Annotated in this window: 19 protein-coding genes; 11 read left to right on the top strand and 8 right to left on the bottom strand. The window is 72.3% G+C overall.

The window, feature by feature from the left end; translation table 11 throughout:
- Positions 1 to 2: 2 nt before the first annotated feature.
- The gene (locus tag ABZY33_RS21120) at positions 3 to 491 is read right to left on the bottom strand and encodes a ribose-5-phosphate isomerase (protein WP_356493151.1); all 489 of its coding nucleotides are present in this window, start codon (positions 489 to 491) and stop codon (positions 3 to 5) included.
- Between the two features lie 194 nt (positions 492 to 685).
- On the opposite strand from ABZY33_RS21120, the gene ABZY33_RS21115 reads away from it, so the two are divergent.
- Both ABZY33_RS21115 and ABZY33_RS21110 read left to right on the top strand, forming a co-directional pair.
- Positions 686 to 2,122, top strand: a complete 1,437-nt coding sequence (locus ABZY33_RS21115) for an amino acid permease (RefSeq protein ID WP_356493150.1) — start codon at positions 686 to 688, stop codon at positions 2,120 to 2,122.
- A 71-nt stretch (positions 2,123 to 2,193) separates the two neighbouring features.
- The gene (locus ABZY33_RS21110; protein ID WP_356493149.1) at positions 2,194 to 3,528 is read left to right on the top strand and encodes an FAD-binding protein; all 1,335 of its coding nucleotides are present in this window, start codon (positions 2,194 to 2,196) and stop codon (positions 3,526 to 3,528) included.
- Between the two features lie 3 nt (positions 3,529 to 3,531).
- Here ABZY33_RS21110 and ABZY33_RS21105 read toward each other — a convergent pair whose 3' ends face one another.
- On the bottom strand, positions 3,532 to 4,128 hold the full coding sequence (locus ABZY33_RS21105) for a biotin transporter BioY (RefSeq protein WP_356493148.1): 597 nt from the start codon (positions 4,126 to 4,128) through the stop codon (positions 3,532 to 3,534).
- Between the two features lie 279 nt (positions 4,129 to 4,407).
- On the opposite strand from ABZY33_RS21105, the gene ABZY33_RS21100 reads away from it, so the two are divergent.
- From ABZY33_RS21100 to ABZY33_RS21085, 4 genes are all read left to right on the top strand, one after another.
- Complete coding sequence (locus ABZY33_RS21100; protein WP_356493147.1) at positions 4,408 to 5,787, top strand: amino acid permease; 1,380 nt, start codon at positions 4,408 to 4,410, stop codon at positions 5,785 to 5,787.
- Positions 5,788 to 5,943: 156 nt separating this feature from the next.
- Positions 5,944 to 7,365 (top strand): amino acid permease, encoded by a 1,422-nt coding sequence (locus ABZY33_RS21095; RefSeq protein ID WP_356493146.1) that lies wholly within the window; start codon positions 5,944 to 5,946, stop codon positions 7,363 to 7,365.
- A 247-nt stretch (positions 7,366 to 7,612) separates the two neighbouring features.
- Complete coding sequence (locus ABZY33_RS21090; RefSeq protein ID WP_356493145.1) at positions 7,613 to 8,263, top strand: superoxide dismutase; 651 nt, start codon at positions 7,613 to 7,615, stop codon at positions 8,261 to 8,263.
- Positions 8,264 to 8,395: 132 nt separating this feature from the next.
- Positions 8,396 to 8,620, top strand: coding sequence for a hypothetical protein (locus ABZY33_RS21085; protein ID WP_356493144.1), 225 nt, complete (start codon positions 8,396 to 8,398; stop codon positions 8,618 to 8,620).
- Between the two features lie 18 nt (positions 8,621 to 8,638).
- Here the strand turns inward: ABZY33_RS21085 and ABZY33_RS21080 are convergent, their stop codons facing one another.
- Entirely contained in the window at positions 8,639 to 9,280 is a 642-nt protein-coding gene (locus ABZY33_RS21080; protein WP_356493143.1) for a DsbA family protein, read from the bottom strand.
- A gap of 167 nt (positions 9,281 to 9,447) precedes the next feature.
- Between ABZY33_RS21080 and pepN (ABZY33_RS21075) the strand changes: the two genes are divergently transcribed.
- Together pepN (ABZY33_RS21075) and ABZY33_RS21070 are read left to right on the top strand one after the other, a co-directional pair.
- A complete protein-coding gene (gene pepN, locus ABZY33_RS21075; protein ID WP_356493142.1) occupies positions 9,448 to 12,027 on the top strand; it encodes an aminopeptidase N in 2,580 nt (859 codons plus the stop codon).
- A gap of 212 nt (positions 12,028 to 12,239) precedes the next feature.
- The gene (locus ABZY33_RS21070) at positions 12,240 to 13,304 is read left to right on the top strand and encodes a hypothetical protein (RefSeq protein WP_356493141.1); all 1,065 of its coding nucleotides are present in this window, start codon (positions 12,240 to 12,242) and stop codon (positions 13,302 to 13,304) included.
- 13 nt (positions 13,305 to 13,317) lie between these two features.
- Here ABZY33_RS21070 and ABZY33_RS21065 read toward each other — a convergent pair whose 3' ends face one another.
- Positions 13,318 to 15,078 (bottom strand): TIGR03767 family metallophosphoesterase, encoded by a 1,761-nt coding sequence (locus ABZY33_RS21065; protein ID WP_356493140.1) that lies wholly within the window; start codon positions 15,076 to 15,078, stop codon positions 13,318 to 13,320.
- A 250-nt stretch (positions 15,079 to 15,328) separates the two neighbouring features.
- The gene (locus ABZY33_RS21060) at positions 15,329 to 15,781 is read right to left on the bottom strand and encodes an NUDIX hydrolase (RefSeq protein WP_356493139.1); all 453 of its coding nucleotides are present in this window, start codon (positions 15,779 to 15,781) and stop codon (positions 15,329 to 15,331) included.
- 268 nt (positions 15,782 to 16,049) lie between these two features.
- On the opposite strand from ABZY33_RS21060, the gene ABZY33_RS21055 reads away from it, so the two are divergent.
- Entirely contained in the window at positions 16,050 to 19,379 is a 3,330-nt protein-coding gene (locus ABZY33_RS21055) for a S8 family serine peptidase (protein WP_356493138.1), read from the top strand.
- 59 nt (positions 19,380 to 19,438) lie between these two features.
- On the opposite strand, the gene ABZY33_RS21050 is transcribed toward ABZY33_RS21055, so the two are convergent.
- Together ABZY33_RS21050 and ABZY33_RS21045 are read right to left on the bottom strand one after the other, a co-directional pair.
- A complete protein-coding gene (locus ABZY33_RS21050; protein WP_356493137.1) occupies positions 19,439 to 20,143 on the bottom strand; it encodes a hypothetical protein in 705 nt (234 codons plus the stop codon).
- A 1-nt stretch (position 20,144) separates the two neighbouring features.
- Positions 20,145 to 20,672 (bottom strand): sigma-70 family RNA polymerase sigma factor, encoded by a 528-nt coding sequence (locus tag ABZY33_RS21045; RefSeq protein ID WP_356493136.1) that lies wholly within the window; start codon positions 20,670 to 20,672, stop codon positions 20,145 to 20,147.
- Positions 20,673 to 20,856: 184 nt separating this feature from the next.
- On the opposite strand from ABZY33_RS21045, the gene ABZY33_RS21040 reads away from it, so the two are divergent.
- Positions 20,857 to 21,876 carry an aspartate-semialdehyde dehydrogenase gene (locus tag ABZY33_RS21040; RefSeq protein WP_356493135.1) on the top strand — a complete coding sequence of 340 codons (1,020 nt, stop codon included), beginning with the start codon at positions 20,857 to 20,859 and terminating at the stop codon, positions 21,874 to 21,876.
- A 200-nt stretch (positions 21,877 to 22,076) separates the two neighbouring features.
- Here the strand turns inward: ABZY33_RS21040 and ABZY33_RS21035 are convergent, their stop codons facing one another.
- Positions 22,077 to 22,589 (bottom strand): DUF1203 domain-containing protein, encoded by a 513-nt coding sequence (locus ABZY33_RS21035; RefSeq protein ID WP_356493134.1) that lies wholly within the window; start codon positions 22,587 to 22,589, stop codon positions 22,077 to 22,079.
- A gap of 131 nt (positions 22,590 to 22,720) precedes the next feature.
- Between ABZY33_RS21035 and pepN (ABZY33_RS21030) the strand changes: the two genes are divergently transcribed.
- Entirely contained in the window at positions 22,721 to 25,294 is a 2,574-nt protein-coding gene (gene pepN, locus ABZY33_RS21030) for an aminopeptidase N (protein ID WP_356493133.1), read from the top strand.
- Positions 25,295 to 25,607 lie beyond the last annotated feature (313 nt).

Here is a 25,607-nt window from a genome sequence, read left to right as displayed (position 1 = left end):
GCCTACGGCTGCTGCGGGTGGTGGGCCGGGATCTCGGGGAGGGTGCCCGTCTCCTCGTAGCGCGCCAGCATGTCGATGCGGCGCTGGTGGCGCTCCTCGTTCGAGTACGGGGTGCTCAGGAAGATCTCGACGAACTTCGTCGCCTCGTCCTCGGTGTGCATCCGGCCGCCGATGGAGATCACGTTCGCGTCGTTGTGCTCGCGGCCGAGGGCCGCGGTCTGCTCGCTCCAGGCGAGGGCCGCACGGACGCCCTTGACCTTGTTCGCGGCGATCTGCTCACCGTTGCCGGAGCCGCCGATCACGATGCCGAGGGAGTCCGGGTCCGCCGCCGTGCGCTCCGCGGCGCGGAGGCAGAACGGGGGGTAGTCGTCCAGGGCGTCGTAGATGTGGGGTCCGCAGTCGACGGGCTCGTGGCCATGGGCCGTGAGCCATTCGACCAAGTGGTTCTTGAGTTCGTAGCCGGCATGATCCGAGCCGAGGTACACGCGCATGGGTCCGAGTGTGGCACGTCGCGGGCCGGGTAGCCGCGACCGGGGGCGGACTCGGGGCCGGTGGGTCCGGTGGAGGTGAGGGCGGCGTGAGGGCGACGTAACGAAGACAACAATCCGGAGTCAGGTCTTCCACCCCGGACGCTTCTGCGCTTTGAATGCCAGGGCTCGTACCCCGAGAACCTAAGGATCCGTTCATGACCTCGCAGTCATCCCTTGCGACGGAAGACACCTCGCCCGGCGACCCCACCGGGTCGGGCACCGGCCCCGGCGGCACGGGCGGCCTCCAGGCCGGGCTGAAGAACCGCCACCTGTCGATGATCGCCATCGGCGGTGTCATCGGCGCCGGACTCTTCGTCGGGTCGGGTTCCGGTATCGCCGCGGCCGGCCCCGCCATCCTGATCTCCTACGCCCTGGTCGGCGCGATGGTCGTCCTCGTGATGCGGATGCTCGGCGAGATGGCCGCGGCGCGGCCGACCTCCGGCTCCTTCTCCGCCTACGCCGACCAGGCCCTCGGCCGCTGGGCCGGCTTCTCCATCGGCTGGCTGTACTGGTTCTTCTGGGTCGTGGTGCTCGCCGTGGAGGCGACCGCCGGGGCCAAGATCCTCAACGGCTGGGTGCCCGGGGTGCCGCAGTGGGGCTGGGCGCTGATCGTGATGCTCGTGCTCACCGCCGTGAACCTGGCGGCCGTCGGCAGCTACGGCGAGTTCGAGTTCTGGTTCGCCGGGATCAAGGTCGTCGCCATCGGCGCGTTCGTGATCGTCGGCCTGCTCGCCGTCTTCGGCGTGCTGCCGGGCTCCGACAACCCGGGCACGGGGCTTGGGCACCTGACCGACGCCGGCGGGTTCTTCCCCGAAGGGCCCGGCGCGATCCTGACCGGCGTCCTGATGGTCGTCTTCTCCTTCATGGGCTCCGAGATCGTCACGCTCGCCGCCGGTGAGTCGGAGGACCCGCAGAAGGCCGTCACCCGGGCCACGAACTCGGTGATCTGGCGCATCGGCATCTTCTACCTCGGCTCGATCTTCGTCGTGCTGACCCTGCTGCCGTGGAACGACGCCTCGATCCTCAAGGACGGCAGCTACGTCGCCGCGCTCAACTCCATCGGCATCCCGCACGCCGGCCAGGTCATGGACGTCATCGTGCTGACGGCCGTCCTGTCGTGCCTGAACTCCGGGCTCTACACCGCCTCCCGGATGGCCTTCTCGCTCGGGCAGCGCGGGGACGCGCCGAAGGCGTTCGCGCGGACCACCTCGCGGGGGGTGCCGCGGACCGCGATCCTCGGCTCCGTCGTCTTCGGCTTCCTCGCCGTCTGGTTCAACTACCAGTGGCCGGACACCGTCTTCGACTTCCTGCTCAACTCCTCCGGCGCGGTCGCCCTGTTCGTGTGGCTCGTCATCTGCTTCACGCAGCTGCGGATGCGCGGCATCATCCTGCGCGAGCAGCCGGAGAAGCTCGTCGTGAAGATGTGGCTGTTCCCGTACCTGACCTGGGCGACGATCGCGATGATCTCGTTCGTGCTGGTCTACATGCTGACCGACGACGCCGGGCGGGAGCAGGTGCTGCTCTCCCTGCTGGTCGCCGTGGTCGTCGTCGCCATCTCGTTCGTACGGGAACGGGTGCAGCGGGTCCGCTGACCCGGGCCGGCCGGGAGCACTCCCGGAAAAGCTGACGGCACCTGTCAGGTTTTGCGGGGACAGTACCCGCCATGACGACGCATGACTACGACAGCGCCACCCTGCGCCCCGGCCAGGACGGCTACGCCGAGGAACTGGCCGGGTTCCAGACCGGGTACGTCCAGCGGCCGGACGTGATCCGCGCGGCGGCCCGCGCGGACGACGTGGTGGCCGCCGTGCGGTACGCGGCGGCCGCCGGTCTGCCCGTCGGCGTCCACGCCACCGGGCACGGGCTGCCGGGCGACACCGACGGCGGGGTCCTCGTCACCACCCGCCGCCTCGACGAGGTCACCGTCGACCCGGTGGCCCGCACCGCCCGGATCGGGGCGGGCGCCCGGTGGGGCGCCGTCGCCGAGGCGGCGGCCGCGCACGGGCTCGCCCCGCTCAGCGGATCGGCGCCGACCGTGGGCGCCGTCGGCTACGTCCTCGGCGGCGGCCTGGGCATCCTGGCCCGGGAGTACGGCTATACCGCCGACCACGTGCGCTCCCTCGACGTGGTGACCGCCGACGGCACGGCCCGGCACGTCACCGCCGGCTCCGACCCCGGGCTGTACTGGGGCCTGCTCGGCGGCGGGCCCGGTCTCGCCGTGGTGACCGCCTTGGAGGTGGACCTCGTCCCGGTGACCCGGCTGTACGGCGGGTTCCTCGCCCATGACGGCCGGGCCACCGACCCCGCGGCCCTGCTGGCGGCGTACACGCGGTGGGCGGCGACCGTGCCGGCCGCGCTCACCTCGTCCGTGGCCGCGCTCGTCTACCCGGACCTGCCCGCGCTGCCGGGGCACCTGCGCGGGCAGTACGTGGTCTCGGTGCGGGTCGCGTTCACCGGGAGCGCCGAGGAGGGCGAGCGGCTCGTGGCCCCGCTGCGCGCCGCGCTCGGGCCGGCCGTCACGGACACCCTGCGCGAGATGCCGTACGCCGAGAGCCCGACCATCCACAACGACCCGGAGTTCCCGCACGCCTACTACGGGGACAGCGTGTTCCTGAGCGAACTGGACGCCGACGCGGTCGCGGAGGTGTTCGCGCGGTGCGGGCCGGCCGCCGACGCGATGCACGTGGTCCAGCTCAACCACCTGGGCGGCGCCCTGGCGCGGCCCGCGCCGAACGCGGTGCCCCACCGGGACGCGGCGTGGCTGCTGCGGATCCTGTCGCCGCTCGACGGCTCGTCCGAGGAGGCCGCGCGGGCCCATCAGGCAGAGGCGTTCGGTGCCGTGGCCGAGTACTCGCTCGGGCGGTCCCTGAACTTCGCCTTCGGCGGCGGGGAGCGCACGGAGGGGTTGTACGACGCGGATACGCGAAAGAGGCTCGCCGATCTGAAGGCCGCGTACGACCCGGCGAACCTCTTCCGGAGGGGCTGCGACCTCGGCTAGGGCCTACTTGTCGGCGAGCTTCCAGGCGGTGGGCAGCACGCCCATCGCCAGGGCCGCCTTGAGGGCGTCGCCGATGAGGAACGGGGTGAGGCCCGCGGCGATCGCCGCGGTCGCGCTCATGCCGGTGGAGAGCGCCAGGTAGGGGACGCCGACCGCGTAGATGATCGCCTCTCCGAGCAGCATCGTGCCCACGGTGCGCAGCGCCGAGCGGTCGGCGCCGCGGCGGGCCAGGGAGCCCACGACGGTGGCGGCGAGCAGCATGCCGAGCACGTAGCCGAACGACGGCATCGAGGCGCCGGAGCCGCCCTCGGCGAACCACGGCAGGCCCGCCATGCCCGCGAGCGCGTACAGGGCCAGCGACAGGAAGCCGCGGCGGGCGCCGAGCGCGGTGCCGACCAGGAGCGCGGCGAAGGTCTGGCCGGTGACCGGAACGGGGGAGCCGGGCACGGGGACGGCGATCTGCGCGGCGATGCCGGTGAGGGCGGCGCCGCCGAGGACCAGCGCCGCGCTCTTGGCGGCCACGGCGGTCCGGGTGCGGGAGGCGGGGAGGAGGTCGGCCAGGACCTTGCCCGGGCGGGCGACTGCTGCGGCGGTACTCATGGGGACTCCGAGGTACGCAGGACCGTGAGGTCGGGCAGGGTGGGACGGTGTGACGCTATCCCAGGGCGGCCGGGCCGATCACGGTCGCCGGTCGACAAAGGCGCGGGCCGGGTGTTGGTGGGCTCCGCACAAAGCGGCATCTGTACACCTCGTACGGGGTGATGCTCGTCACTGACGGCATGCGCGGTCAGGGGCCGTTTTGCGGTGCGGGGCGGGCGGCGGGGAGACTGTGGGTTCCCGCCAATTCGCCTGTGAGTCCCGAGAGCCGGCCGATCACCCATGCACGACCACGTCACCCCCGCCGAAGCTCCGGACGAACCCCTCGCGGGCGGGCTCAAACAGCGCCATCTGACCATGCTCGGGCTCGGCGGCGTCATCGGCGCCGGGCTCTTCGTCGGTTCCGGGGCCGGGATCGCGGTCGCCGGGCCGGGGATCGTCCTGTCCTACCTGATCGCGGGGGCGCTCGCGATGTCCGTGATGCGGATGCTCGGGGAGATGTCGGCGGCGATGCCGGCGTCCGGTGCGTTCTCGGTCCACGCGGAGCGGGCGCTCGGCCGGTGGGCCGGGTTCAGCGTGGGGTGGCTGTACTGGTTCCTGCTGGTGGTGGTGCTCGCCGTGGAGGCGACGGGGGCCGCGCAGATCGCCCACGGCTGGGTGCCGGGGGTGCCGCAGTGGGCGTGGGTGCTGCTGTTCATGGTGGTGTTCACCGCGACGAACCTGGCGGCGGTGAAGAACTTCGGCGAGTTCGAGTTCTGGTTCGCCACGCTCAAGGTCGTCGCCATCGTCGCGTTCCTGGTCCTCGGCGCGCTGGCGGTCTGCGGGCTGCTGCCCGACACCGACCCGGTGGGCCTTACGCACCTGACCGGTGACGGCGGGTTCCTGCCGCGCGGCTGGCAGGGCGTCGTGTCCGGGGTGCTCGCGGTCGTCTTCGCGTTCGGCGGCCTGGAGGTGGTGACCATCGCGGCGGCGGAGTCCGAGGACCCGGTGCGCTCGGTGGCGCGGGCCGTGCGCAGCGCGGTCTTCCGGATCCTGTTCTTCTACGTCGGTTCGATGCTGGTCATCGTGACGGTGCTGCCGTGGACGGCGCAGCAGGCCGGCATCAGCCCCTACGTCACCGTTCTCGACTCCATCGGTATCCCGTCGGCGGGCCAGATCATGAACATCGTGGTCTTCGTGGCACTGCTGTCGGCCCTGAACGCCAATCTCTACGGCTCCTCCCGCATGGTCTTCTCGCTGGCCGAGCGGGGCGAGGCGCCGAGGGCGCTGCTCGCGGTGGACGGCGGGGTGCCGCGCCGGGCGGTGCTGGCGTCGGTGGCGTTCGGTTTCGTCTCCGTGCTGCTCAATCTGGAGTGGCCGGACACCGTCTTCCTCTACATGCTCAACTCGGTCGGCGCGGTGCTGCTCTTCGTCTGGGCGCTGATCGCGGCGTCGCAGCTGCGGCTGCGCCGGCGCCTGGAGGCCGAGGCCCCCGAGCGGCTCGTGCTGAAGATGTGGGCGTTCCCCTATCTGACCTGGGCGGCGCTGGCGGCGATGGCCGTCGTCTTCGGGCTGATGCTGACCGATGACACGGCGCGGCCGCAGCTGCTGTGGTCGACGGGGGCGACCGCCGTGGTCCTCGCGGTCGCGGGCGTGCGCGAGCTGCGCGCGCGGCGTGGCTGATCCTTCACCGTTCGTCGACACGGCCGTCGCGGGGTGTGAGCGTCGTGTCCGTATAGCGGAAACGTATTCCCAGTGAGCGGGGCCGCCGCCCAGACTGTGGCCGCTTTACCTCAGCCTTACCCGATCCCCCGTCTCCGCTACTGAACAGGGCATTTCATGTCTCGGACGTCCGCGCGGCCCAGCGCAGAGAGCACGGGCACACCGCCCGGCGACCAGCCGGACGACACCTCGTCGCTCGCGCCCGGCCTCAAGCAGCGCCACCTCTCCATGATCGCGCTCGGCGGGGTGATCGGCGCCGGTCTCTTCGTCGGCTCCGGCACCGCCATCGCGGCGGCCGGCCCGTCGATCGTCCTCGCCTACGCGATCTCGGGCGCCCTGGTGATGCTCGTGATGCGCATGCTGGGCGAGATGGCGGCCGCCTACCCGGCCTCCGGCTCCTTCTCCGTCCACTCCGAGCGGGCGATCGGGCCCTGGGCGGGGTTCACCGCGGGCTGGGCGTTCTGGTTCCTGCTCTGCGTGGCGGTGGGACTGGAGGGGATCGGCGCGGCGCAGATCGCGCACAGCTGGGTGCCCGGGGTGCCGGAGTGGCTCTGGGTCGCCCTGTTCATGCTGGTCTTCACCGGCACCAACGTCTCGGCGGTGAAGAACTTCGGCGAGTTCGAGTTCTGGTTCGCCACGCTCAAGGTCGCGGCGATCGTCGCGTTCCTGGTCATCGGCGTGCTGGCGATCGCGGGGCTGCTCGGCAACGACGCGCCGGGAACGGAGAACCTCACCGGGCACGGCGGCTTCATGCCGAACGGGACCGAGGGGCTGATCGCCGGGCTGCTCGCCTCCGTCTTCGCGTACGGCGGTCTGGAGACCGTCACCATCGCCGCCGCCGAGTCCGAGCACCCGGTGCAGGGCGTCGCGAAGGCCGTGCGGACGGCGATGTGGCGGATCGCGCTGTTCTACGTCGGCTCGATGGTCGTGGTCGTCGCGCTCATCCCCTGGTCCGACCAGGCACTGGTCGACCCGGACAAGGGGTCCTACGTCGCCACGCTGGAGCACCTGGACCTGCCGGCCGCCGGGGTCATCATGAAGATCGTGGTCTTCGTCGCCCTGCTCTCGGCGATGAACGCGAACATCTACGGCGCGTCCCGGATGGCCGGGTCGCTCGTCGCGCGCGGCCAGGGCCCCAAGGTGCTCGGGCGCGTCCACGGCGGAGTGCCGCGGATCGCGGTCCTGCTGTCGGCGGTCTTCGGCTTCGTCTGCGTCCTGCTCAGCTACTGGCGCCCGGACGACATCTTCCAGTGGCTGCTGAAGACGATCGGCGCGCTCATCCTCGTCGTCTGGTTCTTCATCGCGGCCTCGCAGCTGATCCTGCGCCGCCGCCTGGAGCGCGAGGCGCCCGAGAAGCTGGTCGTGAAGATGTGGGCGTACCCGTACCTGACCTGGGTGGCGCTGGCCGGCATGGCGGTCGTCTTCGTCCTGATGGCCCGCGAGGAGGGCACCCGCGAGCAGCTCTACTACGCCGGCGGGCTCACCGTGCTCCTCGCGGTCGTCGGCTACGCGCGGCAGCGGTTGACCGCGACGAAGTAACCGCGCCCGTCCCTGCGTACGGCCCCCGGAGCACCCGCTCCGGGGGCCGTACGCGTGCGGGCCCGGCTCAGGGCCTGTCTTCAAACTCCCGTCTGCCCCGCGCTGCGGGCGACGACGGGAGTTTGAAGACAGGCCCCAGGTCGAAGGGCTGATCAACTCCGGAGCTTGCTGCTGTTAGCCTGCACTTGCACATTGATTGCAATAAGCTCTGCACAGCAGCACCCTGCAGCCGGAGGACTCGGACGACATGGCGATCTACACGCTTCCTGAACTCCCGTACGACTACGCGGCGCTCGAGCCGGTGATCAACCCGCAGATCATCGAGCTGCACCACGACAAGCACCACGCGGCGTACGTGAAGGGGGCGAACGACACCCTGGAGCAGCTGGCGGAGGCGCGTGACACGGAGAGCTGGGGCGCGGTCAACGGCCTGGAGAAGAACCTGGCCTTCCACCTCTCCGGACACATCCTGCACAGCATCTACTGGCACAACATGAACAGCCCCAAGGACGGCGGCGGCGGCGAGCCGCTGGCCGCGGACGGGGTCGGCGACCTCGCGGACGCGATCACCGAGTCCTTCGGCTCCTTCGCCAAGTTCAAGGCCCAGCTGACCAAGGCCGCGGCGACCACGCAGGGCTCCGGCTGGGGCGTGCTCGCCTACGAACCGCTCAGCAACCGCCTCATCGTCGAACAGGTCTACGACCACCAGGGCAACGTCGGCCAGGGCTCGACGCCGATCCTGGTCTTCGACGCCTGGGAGCACGCCTTCTACCTCCAGTACAAGAACCAGAAGGTCGACTTCATCGAGGCCATGTGGCAGGTCGTGAACTGGCAGGACGTCGCCAAGCGGTACGCCGCCGCCACGGAGCGCGTGAACTCCCTGCTGCTCGCCCCCTGAGCCCCTGAAGCGTCCCGCCTCGTGATCGTCTTCTCACCTTTCACGCCGGGCGGGCGGAAAAAACGACAGACCCCGCGAGGACGTGACTCGCGGGGTCTGTCGGTATGCGCCATTCCGCGGGACCGTGACCGGATGGTGAAAGCGGCATGGATGGAGTGGGCGTGCCCCACGTGCGGCGGCGGCCCCCGGCCCTTCCGTCAGCTGAAGGCGAAGGAGGAGGCCGTCCTGGCGGCCCAGGGGATGAGCCCGGCGGACATCCACGCGGCCTGGCGGTGCGCCACGGCCGGGTGCCGGACGGTGCGCCGGCACCTCAGGACGTGGCAGGGACTGCGCCTGCCCGCCGACATCGACGACTAGACGGCCAGGACGAGACGACTAGTCGAAGACCGGGCCCTGCGTACGCGTGCGCTTCAGCTCGTAGAAGCCCGGGACCGAGGCGACGAGCAGCGTACCGTCCCAGAGCTTGGCCGCCTCCTCGCCCTTGGGGGCAGGGGTGACGACCGGGCCGAAGAAGGCGACCTGGTTGCCGTCCGCGCCGGGGACCGCGATCACCGGGGTGCCGACGTCCTGGCCGACCAGGTCGATGCCCTCCTTGTGCGAGGCGCGCAGCTCTTCCTCGTACTTGGTGCCGTCCCAGTGGTCGAGGAGGGAGGCGGGCAGGCCGACCTCGTCGAGGGCGCCGGCGACGGCCTCCTTCGTGGGGCCCTCGCCGCGGTTGTGGATGCGGGTGCCGAGCGCCGTGTACAGGTCGCCGAGCACCTCCGGGCCGTGCTCCTGCTGCGCGGCGATGACGACGCGGACCGGGCCCCAGGCCTGGGTGCGCATCATCTCCTGGTACTCCTCGGGCAGCTCGTCCAGGCGCGGCTCGTTCAGCACGGCGAGGCTCATCAGGTGCCAGCGGACCTTGATGTCGCGCACCTTCTCGACCTCAAGGACCCAGCGGGACGTCATCCAGGCCCAGGGGCAGAGCGGGTCGAACCAGAAGTCGACGGGGGTCTTCTCGTCCACAGTGGACATGGCTCTCCTCAGAAGTCACCGAGTGGTCTCGCCTGCGCCAACGCGACCCGCGCCGGCCGCATTCCCGGATGTCCGCCGCGGGGGCCGCGTGCGAGGATCAAAGGCGTTCGAACGGCCCCACGAGGGCCCGGACTGGCCACATGAGACCGTCACGAAGGAGTGCCGCCGTGCCCGGAGAGAATCTGTCCCGCGACGAGGCCCGCGAGCGCGCGGGCCTGCTGTCCGTCGAGGGGTACGACGTCGCCCTCGACCTGCGGTCGGCGGTCGGCGCGGCGGGCGGCGAGGGACCGCGGACGTTCCGGTCCGTGACCACGGTCCGGTTCCGGGCGGACGACCCGGGCGCGTCGACCTTCGTCGACCTCGTCGCGCCGTCGGTGACGGCGGTGTCCCTGAACGGCGAGGACCTCGACCCGGCCGCCGTGTTCGACGGCAGCCGCGTCCACCTGGAGAACCTGGCCGAGGACAACGAGCTGGTGGTCGACGCCCAGTGCGCCTACTCGCGCACCGGCGAGGGCATGCACCGCTTCGTCGACCCCGAGGACGGCGAGGTCTACCTCTACACCCAGTACGAGCCCGCCGACGCGCGCCGCGTCTTCGCCACCTTCGAGCAGCCGGACCTCAAGGCGCCCTACCGCTTCAGCGTGCGGGCGCCCGAGGGGTGGACGGTCTGGTCGAACGGGGCCGGTGAGCTGATCGACGGTGTCTGGCAGTTCGCGGAGACCAAGCCGATCTCGACGTACATCACCGCCGTGGTGGCCGGTCCGTACCACTACGTGACCGACACCTACGAGCGCGTCCTCGCGGACGGCTCCAAGCTCGTCGTGCCGCTGGGCGCCATGTGCCGCAAGGGGCTCGCGCCGTACTTCGACGCCGACGACGTCTTCCTCGTCACCAAGCAGGGGCTCGACTTCTTCCACGAGCACTTCGACTACCCGTACCCCTTCGGCAAGTACGACCAGGCCTTCGTGCCCGAGTACAACCTCGGCGCCATGGAGAACCCGGGCATGGTCACCTTCCGCGAGGAGTTCATCTTCCGCGGCAAGGTCACGCAGGCGTCGTACGAGCGGCGGGCCAACGTGATCCTGCACGAGATGGCGCACATGTGGTTCGGCGACCTCGTCACCATGCGGTGGTGGGACGACCTGTGGCTGAAGGAGTCCTTCGCGGACTTCATGGGCTCGTTCTCGATGGTGGAGGCGACCCGGTTCACGGACGGCTGGATCACCTTCGCCAACAACCGCAAGGCGTGGGCCTACCGCGCCGACCAGCTGCCGAGCACGCACCCGGTCACCGCGGACATCCGCGACCTGGAGGACGCGAAGCTCAACTTCGACGGCATCACGTACGCCAAGGGCGCGAGCGTGCTCAAGCAGCTCGTCGCCTACGTCGGCCGCGACGCCTTCCTGGAGGGCGCGCGCCGCTACTTCAAGCGGCACGCCTACGGCAACACGCGCCTCGGTGACCTGCTGTCGGTCCTGGAGGAGACCAGCGGGCGCGACATGACGTCGTGGTCGCGCTCCTGGCTCCAGACGGCCGGGGTCAACTCCCTCACCCCGCAGACCGTGCTGAACGCCGAGGGCCGCATCACCGAGCTGGCCGTGCTCCAGGAGGCCGCCGAGTCCCACCCCGAGCTGCGCCCGCACCGGGTCGCGGTGGGCCTGTACCGGCGCACGGCCGAGGGCGCCCTCGAGCGGTACGCGCGCGCCGAGGTCGACGTGGACGGGCCGCGGACCGTGGTCGGCGAGCTGGCCGGGGCCGAGGCGCCGGAGCTGGTGCTGGTCAACGACGACGACCTCACGTACTGCAAGATCCGCTTCGACGAGACCTCGCTGGCCACGCTGCGCGAGCGGCTCGGTGACCTCACCGACCCGCTGGCCCGCGCCCTGTGCTGGTCCGCGCTGTGGAACCTGACGCGGGACGCGCTCATGCCGGCCCGCGACTTCGTCGATCTGGTGCTGCGGTTCGCGGGGCGCGAGTCGGACATCGGGGTGCTCCAGATGCTGCACGCCTGGGCCCGTTCGGCGCTCGCGCACTACGCGGCGCCGCAGTGGCGCGAGGAGGGCGGCCGGCTGCTCGCCGAGGGCGCGCTGCGGGAGCTGCGGATCGCCGGGCCCGGCAGCCAGCACCAGCTGACGTGGGCGCGGTTCTTCACCTCCGTCGCGTCCGGCCCGGCCGATCTCCAGCTTCTGGAGGGCTTGTTGGCGGGCACCGCGAAGATCGACGGCCTGGAGGTCGACCAGGAGCTGCGCTGGGCGTTCCTGGACACGCTCGCCGCGTACGGCGTCGCGGACGAGGCGGTGCTCGGTGCGGAGCTGGCGCGCGACGACACCGCGTCCGGCAAGCGGCACCAGGTGCGATGCCTGGCGGCGCGGCCCTCGGCGGCGGTGAAGGCCCAGGCGTGGGCGCAGGTGGTGGAGTCGGACGCGCTGTCGAACGCGCTGGTGGAGGCGGTCATCTCCGGGTTCCAGCAGCCGTCGCAGCGGGAGCTGACGGCGCCGTACGCGCAGAAGTACTTCGCGGTGATCGAGCGCGTCTGGCAGGAGCGGTCGATCCAGATCGGGATGGACGTCGTGCGGGGGCTGTTCCCGGCCCTCCAGGACTCGCCGCAGACGCTGGCGCAGGCCGACGCGTGGCTCGCCGCGCACGACGGGGCCGCGCCGGCGCTGCGGCGCCTGGTCCTGGAGGCCCGCGACGATCTGGCGCGGGCGCTGCGCGGGCAGGCGTGTGACGCCGCGGCGGCGGCCTGACAAGGGTGAACACGCGGCGCCGGGTTGACGAGAGCCCGGCGCCGGGGCGTGGCACGGGTGTTACGGAATGTGGGTATGACTGGCCGTAACCCGGCTGCCGCCAGGCCCTTTCGGCAGCCGGACACCCGGACTTTAGGGCGAACTTGTCCGGTTTGAGCAACGCGCTTGTAACAGCGGTTAGCGGGGGCCTTCTGTCCGGGAAGGTCCGGGTCATGAACCACAACACCCCGGCGCCCCTGTCCCCCCGCCCCCTCCGTCATCTCGTCGAGTCCCAGCGGCGCGTCATGAGCGCCGGACAGCTGAAGGCGCACGGGGTCACCGCCGCCGCGGCCCAGGAGCAGTGCCGGGCCGGCGGGCCCTGGCAGCGGTTGCTGCCCGGGGTGTTCCTGCTCCACCCGGGCCCGCCGACGAGCGAGGAGCGGCTGCACGCCGTGCTGTTGTACGCCGGCCGGACCCCGGGCGCCCGGCACGCGGCGGGCGGCGTCCCGGCGCAGCCCGCCGGCCGGACACCCGGCCCGCCCACCCCGCCCTGCGCCGACGCCCTGGTGACGGGGCTCGCGGCGCTGGCCCTGCACGGGTTCGTCTCCGCTCCCCCGCTGCCCTCGCTCGGCCACATCGACGTCCTGGTGCCGCGCACCCGGCGGCTGCGCTCCACCGAGTTCGCCCGGCTCGTGCGCGCCACGGGCCTGCCGGACCCCGTCCAGCTGTCGGGCGTTCCGGTCGCGCCGGTGCCGCGGGCCCTCGCGGACGCGATCGGACAGCTCACCGAGGCCGGCGCGGTGCGCCGGCTGCTGACCGAGGCGGTGCGCGGCGGCCACTGCGAGCCGGCCGCCGTGGTGCGGGAGCTGACGCTGGCCCGGCTGCTCACCCGGCCGCACGTGGTGGACGCCGTGGACTCGCTGCTCGCGGAGGGCCGGGCGATCGCCGAGGACCGGCTGTATGCGATGGTGCGCGAGTACGGGCTGCCGGACCCGCTGTGGAACGTGGACCTGCGGCTGCCCGGCGGCCCGCACCTGGGCGGCGTCGACGCGTTCTGGCCCGACCAGGCGGTCGCCGTGGAGCTGGACACCCGCACACCGCGGCCGGACGAGCCGGACGTGTTCAGCGCGTACGTCCGCAAGCGCGAGCACCTGGAGCGGCTCGGGATCAGCGTCGTGCACCTGACGCCGAGGAAGCTGCGCGAGTCCCTGGAGCAGCAGGCGGTGGTGGTGCGGACCGCGCTGATGGCCGCGGTCGACCGCGATCCGGCGGCGTACGTCGTGGTGCTGCCCCGGTAGGGCGCCCGCACGACTAGCGCTTGCGCAGCACCAGTTCCGTGTTGCGGTCACCGGGGGTGCCGGCGAGGTCCTGCCGGGCGCCCGGGGCGTTCAGGGAGAGTTCCCGGTAGAGGGCGGCGAGGCCGGTCTGGCTGAGGTCGGTGAAGTCCGTGCGGTGCGGGGCGGCGGACTCGACGCAGGTGGTGAAGAGGGAGAGCGTGCCGTCGTGGTTGTCGGTGAGTTCGATGACCCGGGCCAACTGCGGGAAGTCGACGTGGGAGGCGGTGGAGATCTCCCAGTAGCCGCCGGCTCCGTGCTCGCCGGGGTGCGCGGTGATGACGTTCTTGTGGTGGTGGCCGTTGACCCAGGCGAGGACCGGGCGGTGGCGGGCCAGCAGCGCGGCCAGCTCTTTGCCGCCGTGGCGCTTCTCGCCGGGGTGGTGCGGGTCCTCGCGCAGGTTGCGCATGCTCTTGCTGGTGTGGTGCGAGAAGACGATCACGTGGTCGCCGTCTGCCTCCGCGCCCTGCAACTGCTGCGTGAGCCAGCGCAGTTGGCCGGTGCCGAGTGATCCTTCGTAGTGGCCGCCGGGGTCGGTCGTGTCGAGGCTGACGCCGAGGACGCCGTCGCAGACGCGGAACGTGTAGTACTGAGTGAGCGCGGCGAGGTTCTCCCGCGTGTAGCCGTGGCCGACGGGGCCGGGGCCGGTGCGGGCCGGGTCGAGGTGCGCGGCGAGGTACTCGGCAGGGGTGAACGGGGCGCGGGCCTCGTCCGGGGTGACCGGGCGCATGGCGCGGGCGTGGGCGGTGAGCAGCTGCCGGAAGGCCGTCCCCCTGGGGTCACCACCCTTCTCCACGTTGTCCCAGACCGCCTTGGCCTCGGCGGCGGGCAGCTCCATCAGCTTGCGCCCGCCGACGGCGAATTCGGCGAAGAAGGAGTCGCCGGGCGCGTAGCAGCCGCCGGGCAGGGAGTCGTGGTTGCCGACGGTGGAGTACCAGGGCACGTTCAGGCCCGGGCTGCGCAGTTCGGCGGTGGCCGCGGCGAGGAAACCGGGGATGCGGGGGAAGCCGTGCCGCTGCTTGTCGGTGTCGCGCAGGGCGGCGTCCGGCTGCCAGTAGAGCGGAAGGCCGCTGTTCTGGACCCCTTCGTAGTGACGCGGGTCGCCGGTGCCGGGGGTGATGCGGCCGCCGCTCATCGCCGTGAGGAACCAGTCGAGTTCGGAGCGGGCGTTGTTGTCCGTGTTGTCGCCGGTCGTCATGGCGAACCCCAGCGGGGACCCCGTGACGGGGCCGCCGCGCAGGGTGTTGACCCGCTCCACGAGCGCGACCGCCCCGGCCACCGAGAGCGCCTCCTGCGGCCGCCAGGCGCTGGCCGTCTGCGCGCGCAGGTACTCGTAGCGCAGCGGGTGCTGCACATCGACCATGTGCAGATCGGTGAGCTGGACGAAGGCGGCGAGCGCGGTCCGGCGGGCGGCGCGCCCGGAGCGGGGCGCCGCCAGGTCGGAGCGGACCACGCGCGGCCAGCCCGGTCCGGAGCCGAGGCGGCGGTAGCCGGACCCGGCCGGGGCGGCGGCGAGGGTGTCGAGGGTGGTGCCACGGGTGTACGGGGTGGGCGGGGCGGCGGGCGCCTCGCGGGCGGCCAGGCTCCGGGCGGGGGCGGGTCCGGCGGCGGCGCGCGGGCCGCCCGGGCCGAGCGCGTAGCCGACTCCGGCGGTCAGGGTCACCGCGCCGGTGGCGGCCAGCAGGGCCCGGCGGTCGAGGGCTGCGGCGGCTTTGATGACAGAGCGTGTGCGCGGCATGGCGCGGTCTCCCCGGGTGCGAACGCGTCGACAGTGACGGCGGGCCGGTGGCGCCGGGGGCCCGGGCCACGCTTCCCGCTCCTCCTGGATCGTTGGCAGCGGGGGTGGCCTGCGCGTGAACGGCGACGCAACGCACAACGCCGATCACGGTACGTGGATCACCGCGGTCCGGCGGGGTGGTGAAGGACGGCCCGAACCGTCATGCGCGCGGGGGGACGCACCCCCCTCGCCGTCACTCCGCGTTCACCTTTCAGGGAAGGAGGTGCCCGTCCGGCGGGCGTTCGCGCCACAGCCGCAGTCCGGTGTCGACGAGTTCGACGCGGTCCAGCTCCCCGACGGCGCCGAGGTCGTGCCAGGCGGCCTTGTCCGTCGAGCCGTTCTCCTCGTCGCGCAGGGTGCCGCCGGTGACGGCGGCGTCGTAGACGAGGCGCAGCGCGTGGTGGTCGGCGGCCGTGCCGAGCCTGCGCGGGTGGCGGCGCAGGACGGAGTCGACGCCGAGCAGGGTGCGGGGCTCGACGGCGTACCCGGTCTCCTCGTCCACCTCCCGCACGACCGTGTCGTACGGGTCCTCGCCGTGGTCCATGCCGCCGCCGGGCAGCGTCCAGCGCCTGCCGCCGTCCCTGGCCACCCAGCGGGCGAGCAGGATCTGCCCGTCGCGCACGCACACGGCGTACGCCGCGACCCTCAGCTCTCTGTGGTGCATCCCCCGACGCTAAGCCAGGACGCTCCCCGGCCGACCACGAAGAGTGCAGAACCTCCACACAGCGTTCAGAAGTGGGCGCCGATAAACCCCGATCGGACCCGGTTCGCACCGGATGGCGGGTGGCGGAAGTACGCCACGGCTCCATCCCGCCCCGGTCAACTCTCCCCAAAAGGTGGTCACTTAAGTAAGGCTGAGCGGTCATCCGGCACCGTATTCCGGAGCCTTGTGCACACCACCCTTCTTGTTCCCCTTCACCACAGGGATGCTGATGACCCCCGATCCCCAGCGCGCCCCCATATCGGGCGCGAGACGCGCGGCCCGGCTCGCGGCCGCCGCAGGTCTGGTGGCCGCGCTCACCGCGGCCGGGCCGATACCCATGGCCCTCGCCGCCGACGCGGACCCGGCGGGCGCCGGCGCCGCCGACCCCGTCGTCAAGTCCGCGGCCGAGAAGCTCGGCGCGCAGGACGCGCAGCTGCTCGCCGAGGCGAAGGCCGACGGCACGAAGAACGTGACCCTCATGGTCGCCACCGCCCCCGGCGCCACCGAGCAGGTGGCGAAGCAGTTCGACGCCGTCAAGGGCGGCTCCGTGGGCCGCACCTACGACAAGCTCGGCTACGTGCGGGCGACCGTGCCGACCGGCCGGGCGGACGCCGCCATCGCGGCCGCCGCGAAGCTCGGCTCGGTGCAGGGCATCGACCTGCGCCAGGAGATCCAGCTCGACGACCCGACCCCGGCGGGCGACACCGCCAAGGGCGCCGCGGGCGCGAAGGGTTCGTACAGCGGGCCCGGCAGGAACACGCCGGCCAAGAACCCGTACAACCCGTCCTTCGAGACGGGCGCCGTCGACTTCGTGCAGGACCACCCGAAGGCCGACGGCCGCGGCGTCACCATCGGCATCCTCGACTCCGGCGTGGACCTGGGCCACCCGGCGCTGCAGAAGACCACGACCGGCGAGCGCAAGATCGTCGACTGGGTCACCTCGACCGACCCGATCGTGGACAGCGACGCCACCTGGCGCCCGATGGCCACCTCGGTCTCCGGTCCGACGTTCTCGGTCAACGGCCGTACGTACAAGGCGGGTTCGGGAACCTTCGGCTTCAGCACCTTCGCCGAGTCCGCGACCACCGGCGGCGACGCCAAGGGCGACCTGAACCGCGACGGCGACACCACCGACAAGTGGGGCGTGCTCTACGACGCCAAGGCCGGCACCGTCACCGTCGACCTGAACGACAACGGCGACTTCACCGACGACACCGCGATGAAGCCGTACAAGGACGGCTACCAGATCGGGTACTTCGGCAAGGACGACCCGAAGACGGACGTCGTCGAGCGCATCCCGTTCGTGGTGGAGATCCGCAAGGACGTCCCCATGGACCCCTACGGCGGTGACTGGGTCGGCAAGAAGCTCGACTTCGTCAACATCGGCGTCATCGAGTCCGAGCACGGCACGCACGTCGCGGGCATCACCTCGGCCAACGGCCTGTTCGGCAACAAGAAGATGAACGGTGCCGCGCCCGGCGCCAAGCTGGTCTCCTCGCGCGCCTGCACCTGGACCGGCGGCTGCACCAACGTCGCGCTCACCGAGGGCATGATCGACCTCGTCGCCAACCGCGGCGTGGACATCGTCAACATGTCCATCGGCGGACTGCCCGCGCTCAACGACGGCAACAACGCCCGCGCCGCGCTGTACACGCGCCTGATCGACACCTACGGCGTCCAGCTCGTGATCTCCGCCGGCAACTCCGGCCCCGGCGCCAACACCATCGGCGACCCCGGCCTCGCGGACAAGGTCCTCTCGGTCGGCGCCTCCATCTCCAAGGAGACCTGGGCCGCCAACTACGGCTCCAAGGTCGACAAGCCGTACGCGATGATGCCGTTCTCCTCGCGCGGCCCGCGCGAGGACGGCGGCTTCGCGCCCGTCATCACGGCGCCCGGCGCGGCGATCAACACCACCCAGACCTGGCTGCCCGGCGCCCCGGTCGCCGAGGCGGGCTACACGCTCCCGGCCGGCTACTCCATGCTCCAGGGCACCTCGATGGCCTCCCCGCAGGCCGCCGGCGCCTCCGCGCTGCTGCTCTCCGCCGCCAAGCGCGCCCACCTCGACCTGACCCCGGCGAAGCTGCGCACCGCGCTGACCTCGACCGCGGACCACATCAGGGGTGAGCAGGCGTACGCCGAGGGCTCCGGGCTCATCGACATCGAGAACGCCTGGGACGCGATCGAGGACGGGGCGAGCGCGCACACGTACACCGTGAAGGCGCCCGTCGACACCGCGATCGACTACGCCCTGAAGACGCCGGGCTTCGGCACCGGCATCTACGACCGCGAGGGCGGTCTGAAGGCCGGGCAGAAGAAGACCTACGACGTCACGCTCACGCGGACGTCGGGCTCGTCGAAGCCGGTCCTGCACAAGCTGTCGCTGAAGAACAACTCCGGTGACACCTTCCGCATCGCCGGATCGAGCCACGTCTGGCTGCCGCTGGACAAGCCCGTCACGGTGCAGGTGCAGGCGCGTCCGGACTCGGCCGGGCTGCGCAGCGCCGTCCTGGAGGTCGACGACCCGCGGACCGAGGGCGTCGACCAGCAGGTCATGGCGACCGTCGTCGTCTCGACGCCGCTGGCCAAGCCGGCGTACACCGTCACCGGCAAGGGCTCGGTGCAGCGCAACAGCACCACGTCGTACTTCCTGACGGTGCCCGAGGGCGCCAAGGCGCTCCAGGTGCGGATGAGCGGTCTCAAGGCCACCAGCCAGACCCGCTTCATCTCCATCCACCCCTACGGCGTCCCGGTCGACGACACGTCGACGCCGAGCTGCTACCCGAACTACGAGAACCCGGCCAACACCTGCCGCCCGGACCTGCGTTCCTACGCGGACCCGCAGGCCGGCGTCTGGGAGATCGAGGTCGAGGCGCGCCGTACGTCGCCGCTGCTGGACAACCCGTACACGCTGGAGGCGTCGGTGCTCGGCGCCACCTTCGACCCGGCGGTGCGGACGCTGCCCGAGGCGAAGGTCGGTACCCCGGCCGCCGTGGACTGGAAGGTCACGAACGACTTCGCCGCCATCAAGGGCGGCACGCTCCAGGGCGGCCCGCTCGGCTCGTCGAAGTCGGCCCGGCCGACCATCGCGGACGGGACCACGCAGACCTCGACGGTCGAGGTGCCCGCGGGCGCCGAGAAGCTCGACGTCTCCATCGGCAACGTCTCCGACCAGGCCGCCGACCTCGACCTCACGGTCAAGGACTCCTCCGGCGCCGTCGTCGCGACGTCCGCCGACGGTGACTCCGAGGAGGCCGTGAGCATCCCGAAGCCGGCCGCCGGCACGTACACGGTCGTGGTGGCGGGCTACTCGGTGCCGTCCGGCTCGACCGCCTACGACTACGTCGATGTCTTCTTCTCGCCGGCGCTCGGCTCGGTGAAGGTCGACGAGGCGAAGACCGTGACGCTGGCCAACGGCGCGTCCACGGACGTGGCCGCCGAGGTCACCGCCGCGGCCGCCGCGCCGGAGGGCCGCGAGTTCTTCGGCGAGGTGCGGCTGCTGAACGAGCGCGGTGTCGCCGCGGGCGTCGGCAGCGTGAAGATCGAGAAGGTCACGCCGTAGCACGCGGCGTGGGGTGAGCGCGGGGGCGGACGCCGGTGGCGTCCGCCCCCGTCGCCGTCTCAGCCGCCGGGCGCGGGCGTGCGGTCGCACCGGACGCCGCGCGAACCCGGCAGCGCCGTCAGCACCGTCGCGCGCAGCCGTTCGCGGTCCGCGCCCGTGACCCAGGTCCGCGGCCGCCCGCCGCCCGCCGGGATGGCGATGAGCGGCCGGTCCCCGGCCTTCGGGCGCGGCCGCGCGTCGTGGTCCACCGGGAACGTGAGCGTCCGTGCGCCGCCCGACTCCGGCTTGAGGTAGCGGTCCACGCGGAGCGTGATCCGGTCCTGGCCGGTGCCGGGGAGCCGCTCCACCGCCACCACCGTGCCCTCCGCGATGAGGCGGGAGCAGGCGACGAACCCCTCCGGGCTCACCTTGCCGCCGCCGGCGGCGGCCGGCTTGTCGGCGGCGGAGTCGAGCCCGCCGCCGCTCTGCGCCAGGGCCCACACCATGGCGCCCGCCACCGCCAGACCGCCGGCCGCCGCGAGCCCGGCGAACGCGATCCGCAGCGGCCTGCGCCGACGGGCCGGCGCGGGCGGCCGGACCGGTACCGGGCGGGACGGTGTCGGCTCCGGGCGGGCCGCGAGCGTGTCGCCGAGCCGGCGCACCTGGTCCCGCAGGAACGCCACGTCCGCCGCGACGGCCGCCAGACCCGGATCGTCCGTGGCCGCGGGCTCACCGGCGAGGGCCAGCCGCAGGAGCCGGTCCTCGCGTGCGTCGTCGTCCTCCACCTCACACCACCTCCTGCTCGTGCAGCCGGACCCGCAGCAGCCGGACGGCCGTGTGCAGCCGGCTCTTGACGGTGCCCTCGGGCACCCCCAGCTCGGCCGCGATCTCCCGCACCGGCAGGTCCGCGTAGAAGCGCAGCACGACCACCTGCCGCAGCGGGTCCGGCAGCGCGTCCAGGCCCTCGGCGACGGTGAGCGACAGCACGCGGGTGTCGGCCGCGTCCCCGGCGTCCTCCTGGCGCAGCGCGGCGAGCCGCTCCCCCAGCCGCTCCTGGCGGCGGCGGGCCCGGTGCCAGTCCATGGCCAGGTTCGAGGCGACGACCGCCGCCCAGGCCGATACGGACCGCGGCGCCTCCTGCCCCTTCGCCGCCCGCTCCAGGAGCCGCAGCCGTACCTGCTGCACCCCGTCCGGGAGATCGGCGTGGGCCACCCCGCCCAGGGACAGGACGGCCCGCACCCGGTCCTCTACGGCGGCGTCCAGCGGGTCGTCCGGACGGTCCTCGGCACCTCTGCCGGGTCTTCTGCGCAGCACTGCCCCTCCCCTGCCCGCGTGTGACCTACGACGCGCCGGGCGCCCGGAACGTTCGCTCCCGCCTGTGGTGAACCCCACGCGTCCCGGACCGCGGACAATCGATTGGACAAGTCGGGTCTGGACAGACGCATCATGGACGCACCCGCCAGGCCGGTTGGCCGCACGCAAGCACGGAGGAACCCCTGTGAAGGTCGGAATCGTCGGAGCCACCGGTCAGGTCGGCACGGTCATGCGCAAGATCCTCGTGGAGCGGGCCTTCCCGGTCGACGAGCTGCGCCTGTTCGCGTCGGCGCGCAGCGCCGGGACCGTGGTGGACGGCGTGACGGTCGAGGACGCCTCGGCGGCCGACTACACGGGCCTGGACATCGTGCTCTTCTCCGCCGGCGGCGCCACGTCCAAGGCGCTGGCGGAGAAGGTCGCAGCACAGGGCGCCGTCGTGATCGACAACTCCTCGGCCTGGCGCAAGGACCCCGAGGTCCCCCTCGTCGTCTCCGAGGTGAACCCGCACGCGATCACGGACCGTCCCAAGGGGATCATCGCCAACCCGAACTGCACGACGATGGCCGCCATGCCGGTGCTGCGCCCGCTGCACGACGAGGCCGGCCTCGAAGCGCTGGTCGTCGCCACGTACCAGGCCGTCTCCGGTTCGGGCCTGGCCGGGGTCGCCGAGCTGCACGGGCAGGCGCAGAAGGTCGTCGCGGAGGCCGACAAGCTCACGCACGACGGCGGTGCCGTGGACTTCCCCGAGCCGGACGTCTACAAGCGGCCCATCGCGTTCAACGTGCTGCCGCTGGCCGGCAACATCGTCGACGACGGTCTGAACGAGACGGACGAGGAGCAGAAGCTCCGCAACGAGTCCCGCAAGATCCTGGAGATCCCCGGGCTCAAGGTCTCCGGCACCTGCGTGCGCGTCCCGGTCTTCTCCGGCCACTCGCTCCAGGTGAACGCCCGCTTCGCCCGCCCGATCTCCGCCGAGCGCGCCACGGAGCTGCTCGGCGGCGCGCCCGGCGTGGAGCTCTCCGACATCCCGACGCCGCTCCAGGCCGCGGGCAAGGACGCCTCCTTCGTGGGCCGCATCCGTGGTGACGAGACGGTCGAGCACGGTCTGTCGCTGTTCATCTCGAACGACAACCTCCGCAAGGGCGCTGCGCTGAACGCCGTGCAGATCGCGGAGCTGGTGGCCGAGGAGCTCCGGGCCAAGTAGGTGCGGGGGGTCTGACGCGGGGTCGCGTCTGCCGGGCCCTGGCCGTCGCCGGGTGCGGCTCGTGCCGTGGCCGGTCGCGCAGTGCGCCTTCCAGGGGCGCGGGGAACTGCGCGAGGAGCCCCACCGGAGCCGCGGACAGCCGACCACCCGCGACCCGACCGGACAGCCCGCCCCTGGCTGCCCGGACCCGGCACTCGTACTCAAGGTCGGCGTACCTCGAAGTGCAGGCAGCCGTACTCGACGGCACGGACGTGGACCAGCGCGACGGCCGGGTCGGCGAACGCCTCGTCGAGGGCCGCGTCGAAGCCCGCCGTCGCGGCGGCCGGGATCTCCAGGAGGCGGCCGCCCGCGATGTGCCCGCGGGCGTCGTAGCGGCGCAGGGTGCGCAGGGCGCCGGGCCGGTCGAAGGGGTAGTGGCCGGGGTCGGGGACGTAGCCCGCGCAGTCCGCCGCGTCCGCGTGCAGGAAGACCGGGCCCTGTTCGTCGTAGGCGCCCGGGTCCGCGCCCGTCACGGCGGCCCAGCGGCGCAGCGGCGCGTACGAGACGAGCGCGATCCGCTCCCCCGCGCGGACCGGCGTCAGGCAGCAGCGCAGCGGGGAGCCCGCGTCGCCGGCGGTGGCGGTGTACGGGACGCAGGGCCGGCCCGCGTCGTCGGTCGTGCGCAGTTCCTTGAGGGCGGTCGCTCCGATGGGGCGTGCGGTGTACCTGGTCATGGCCACAGCCTCGTACCGGGCGCGCCTGCCCACCGGCGGAAAACGGACATCGCGCTCGTCCGTCCCTCCGTGGAAGGATGACCGGCGACGTCACAAGCGTCGATCACGCAACCGCACTAGGAGATGACCGCGTGCCTGGCACCAATCTGACCCGCGTAGAGGCGCAGCAGCGGGCGAAGCTGCTCACCGTTGACTCGTACGAGATCGATCTCGACCTCTCCGGCGCGCAGGAGGGCGGCACCTACCGGTCGGTGACCACCGTGCGCTTCGAGAGCGCGGAGGCGGGCGCCGAGACGTTCATCGACCTCATCGCGCCGGCCGTGCACGAGGTCGTCCTCAACGGCCGCTCCCTCGACGCCGCCGCCGTCTTCCAGGACTCGCGCATCGCGCTGAGCGGTCTGGAGGAGGGTGCGAACGAACTGCGGGTCGTCGCCGAGTGCGCGTACACGAACACGGGTGAGGGGCTGCACCGCTTCGTCGACCCGGTCGACCAACAGGCTTATCTGTACACGCAGTTCGAGGTGCCGGACGCGCGGCGCGTGTTCGCGAGCTTCGAGCAGCCGGATCTGAAGGCGACGTTCCGGTTCACCGTGAAGGCGCCGAGCGGCTGGACGGTGATCTCGAACTCGCCGACGCCCGAACCGGAGAACGACGTCTGGAGCTTCGAGCCGACGCCGCGCATCTCCACGTACATCACGGCGCTCATCGCCGGCCCGTACCACGCGGTGCACTCGGCGTACGAGAACGCCGAGACCGGGCAGCGCGTGCCGCTCGGCATCTACTGCCGCCCGTCCCTCGCCGAGCACCTCGACGCGGACGCGATCTTCGAGGTGACGCGGCAGGGCTTCGCCTGGTTCCAGGAGAAGTTCGACTACGCGTACCCGTTCGCCAAGTACGACCAGCTGTTCGTGCCGGAGTTCAACGCGGGCGCGATGGAGAACGCGGGCGCGGTCACCATCCGCGACCAGTACGTGTTCCGCTCCAAGGTGACGGACGCGGCGTACGAGGTGCGGGCGGCGACGGTCCTGCACGAGCTGGCGCACATGTGGTTCGGCGACCTGGTCACCATGGAGTGGTGGAACGACCTGTGGCTGAACGAGTCGTTCGCCACCTACGCGGAGGCCGCCTGCCAGGCGTACGCGCCGGAGTCGAAGTGGCCGCACTCGTGGACGACGTTCGCCAACTCCATGAAGACGTGGGCCTACCGGCAGGACCAGCTGCCCTCCACGCATCCGATCATGGCCGAGATCAACGACCTCGACGACGTCCTGGTCAACTTCGACGGCATCACCTACGCCAAGGGCGCCTCCGTCCTCAAGCAGCTCGTCGCCTACGTCGGCGAGGACGAGTTCTTCCAGGGCGTGCAGGCGTACTTCAAGCGGCACGCCTTCGGGAACACCCGCCTGTCCGACCTGCTCGGTGCCCTGGAGGAGACCAGCGGCCGGGACCTGAAGGCCTGGTCGAAGGCGTGGCTGGAGACGGCGGGCATCAACGTCCTGCGTCCCGAGATCGAGACCGACGAGCACGGCGTCATCACGTCCTTCGCGGTCCGCCAGGAGGCCCCGGCCCTGCCCGAGGGCGCCAAGGGCACCTCGACGCTGCGCCCGCACCGCATCGCGATCGGCCTCTACGACCTGGACGAGGCCAGCGGCAAGCTGCTGCGCGGCGAGCGGATCGAACTCGATGTCACCGCGAGCGAGTCGACGCAGGTGCCCGCGCTCGTCGGCAAGCGCCGCCCCGCCGTGGTCCTGCTCAACGACGACGACCTCTCCTACGCCAAGGTCCGGCTCGACGAGCGCTCCCTCGCCGTCGTCACCGAGCACCTCGGCGACTTCGAGTCCTCGCTGCCGCGCGCGCTGTGCTGGGCGTCGGCCTGGGACATGACGCGCGACGCCGAGCTGTCCACCAGCGCCTACCTGGACCTGGTGCTGGCCGGGATCGCCAAGGAGTCCGACATCGGCGTGGTGCAGTCGCTGCACCGCCAGGTGAAGCTGGCCATCGACATGTACGCGGCCCCGGCCCACCGGGACACGCTGCTCGGCCGCTGGACCGAGGCGGCGCTGACGCATCTGCGGACCGCGGACGCGGGCAGCGACCACCAGCTGGCGTGGGCCCGCGCCTTCGCGGCGACGGCCCGTACGCCGGAGCAGCTCGACGTGCTGGAGGGCCTGCTGGAGGGCGCGCAGACCATCGAGGGGCTGGCCGTCGACACGGAGCTGCGCTGGGCGTTCGTGCAGCGGCTCGCGGCGGTCGGCCGGTTCGACGAGGCGGAGATCACGAGCGAGTACGAGCGGGACCGTACGGCGGCCGGTGAGCGGCACGCGGCGACCGCCCGGGCCGCGCGGCCGACGCCCGAGGCGAAGGCGGAGGCGTGGGCCTCGGTCGTGGAGTCGGACACGCTGCCGAACGCGGTGCAGGAGGCCGTGATCGGCGGGTTCGTCCAGACCGACCAGCGGGAGCTGCTGGCTCCGTACACCGAGAAGTACTTCGAGGTGCTCCAGGAGGTCTGGGAGTCGCGGTCCCACGAGATGGCGCAGCAGATCGCGGTCGGTCTGTACCCGGCGGTGCAGGTGTCCGGGGCGACGCTGGAGCGGACGGACGCGTGGCTGGCGTCGGGGTCGCCGAGCGCGGCGCTGCGGCGTCTTGTCTCCGAGTCGCGGGCGGGGGTGGACCGGGCGCTGCGGGCGCAGTCCGCCGACGCGTAGCCGCTCCGCGGGGTGCGGGTCCTGGCCGGCCCGGGGCCCGGGGGGCTTCCGGTCCGGCCGCGCGTCCGGCGGGGCTCCTCGCGCAGTTCCCCGCGCCCCTCGGTTGTCCTTCGACTGCCGCGCCGCCGTGGTTGCTCGCGCAGTTCCTCGCGCCCCTCGGTTGTCCTTCGGCTGACGCGCCGGTGGGGCTTCTCGCGCAGTTCCCCGCGCCCCTGGGGGGCTTGCGGCTTCGCCGCTGCCCCCCCCCAGGGGCGCCCCGGAGATGGCGCACGCAGTGCGCATCTCAGGGGCGCGGGGAACTGCGCGACCAGCC

Origin of the sequence: Streptomyces sp. NPDC006552, assembly GCF_040611655.1 — a bacterium.
GTDB lineage: Bacteria > Actinomycetota > Actinomycetes > Streptomycetales > Streptomycetaceae > Streptomyces.
This window is presented reverse-complemented; position numbering and strand designations above follow the sequence as displayed.

Bases quoted from the DNA above. Each gene is read 5' to 3' on its own strand.
- ABZY33_RS21060 (WP_356493139.1), bottom strand. From the start codon at position 15,781: ATGCACCACAGAGAGCTGAGGGTCGCGGCGTACGCCGTGTGCGTGCGC.
- ABZY33_RS21090 (WP_356493145.1), top strand. From the start codon at position 7,613: ATGGCGATCTACACGCTTCCTGAACTCCCGTACGACTACGCGGCGCTC.
- ABZY33_RS21035 (WP_356493134.1), bottom strand. From the start codon at position 22,589: ATGACCAGGTACACCGCACGCCCCATCGGAGCGACCGCCCTCAAGGAA.
- ABZY33_RS21080 (WP_356493143.1), bottom strand. From the start codon at position 9,280: ATGTCCACTGTGGACGAGAAGACCCCCGTCGACTTCTGGTTCGACCCG.
- ABZY33_RS21105 (WP_356493148.1), bottom strand. From the start codon at position 4,128: ATGAGTACCGCCGCAGCAGTCGCCCGCCCGGGCAAGGTCCTGGCCGAC.
- ABZY33_RS21115 (WP_356493150.1), top strand. From the start codon at position 686: ATGACCTCGCAGTCATCCCTTGCGACGGAAGACACCTCGCCCGGCGAC.
- ABZY33_RS21110 (WP_356493149.1), top strand. From the start codon at position 2,194: ATGACGACGCATGACTACGACAGCGCCACCCTGCGCCCCGGCCAGGAC.
- ABZY33_RS21070 (WP_356493141.1), top strand. From the start codon at position 12,240: ATGAACCACAACACCCCGGCGCCCCTGTCCCCCCGCCCCCTCCGTCAT.
- ABZY33_RS21095 (WP_356493146.1), top strand. From the start codon at position 5,944: ATGTCTCGGACGTCCGCGCGGCCCAGCGCAGAGAGCACGGGCACACCG.
- ABZY33_RS21055 (WP_356493138.1), top strand. From the start codon at position 16,050: ATGACCCCCGATCCCCAGCGCGCCCCCATATCGGGCGCGAGACGCGCG.
- ABZY33_RS21120 (WP_356493151.1), bottom strand. From the start codon at position 491: ATGCGCGTGTACCTCGGCTCGGATCATGCCGGCTACGAACTCAAGAAC.
- ABZY33_RS21100 (WP_356493147.1), top strand. From the start codon at position 4,408: ATGCACGACCACGTCACCCCCGCCGAAGCTCCGGACGAACCCCTCGCG.
- ABZY33_RS21065 (WP_356493140.1), bottom strand. From the start codon at position 15,078: ATGCCGCGCACACGCTCTGTCATCAAAGCCGCCGCAGCCCTCGACCGC.
- ABZY33_RS21085 (WP_356493144.1), top strand. From the start codon at position 8,396: ATGGTGAAAGCGGCATGGATGGAGTGGGCGTGCCCCACGTGCGGCGGC.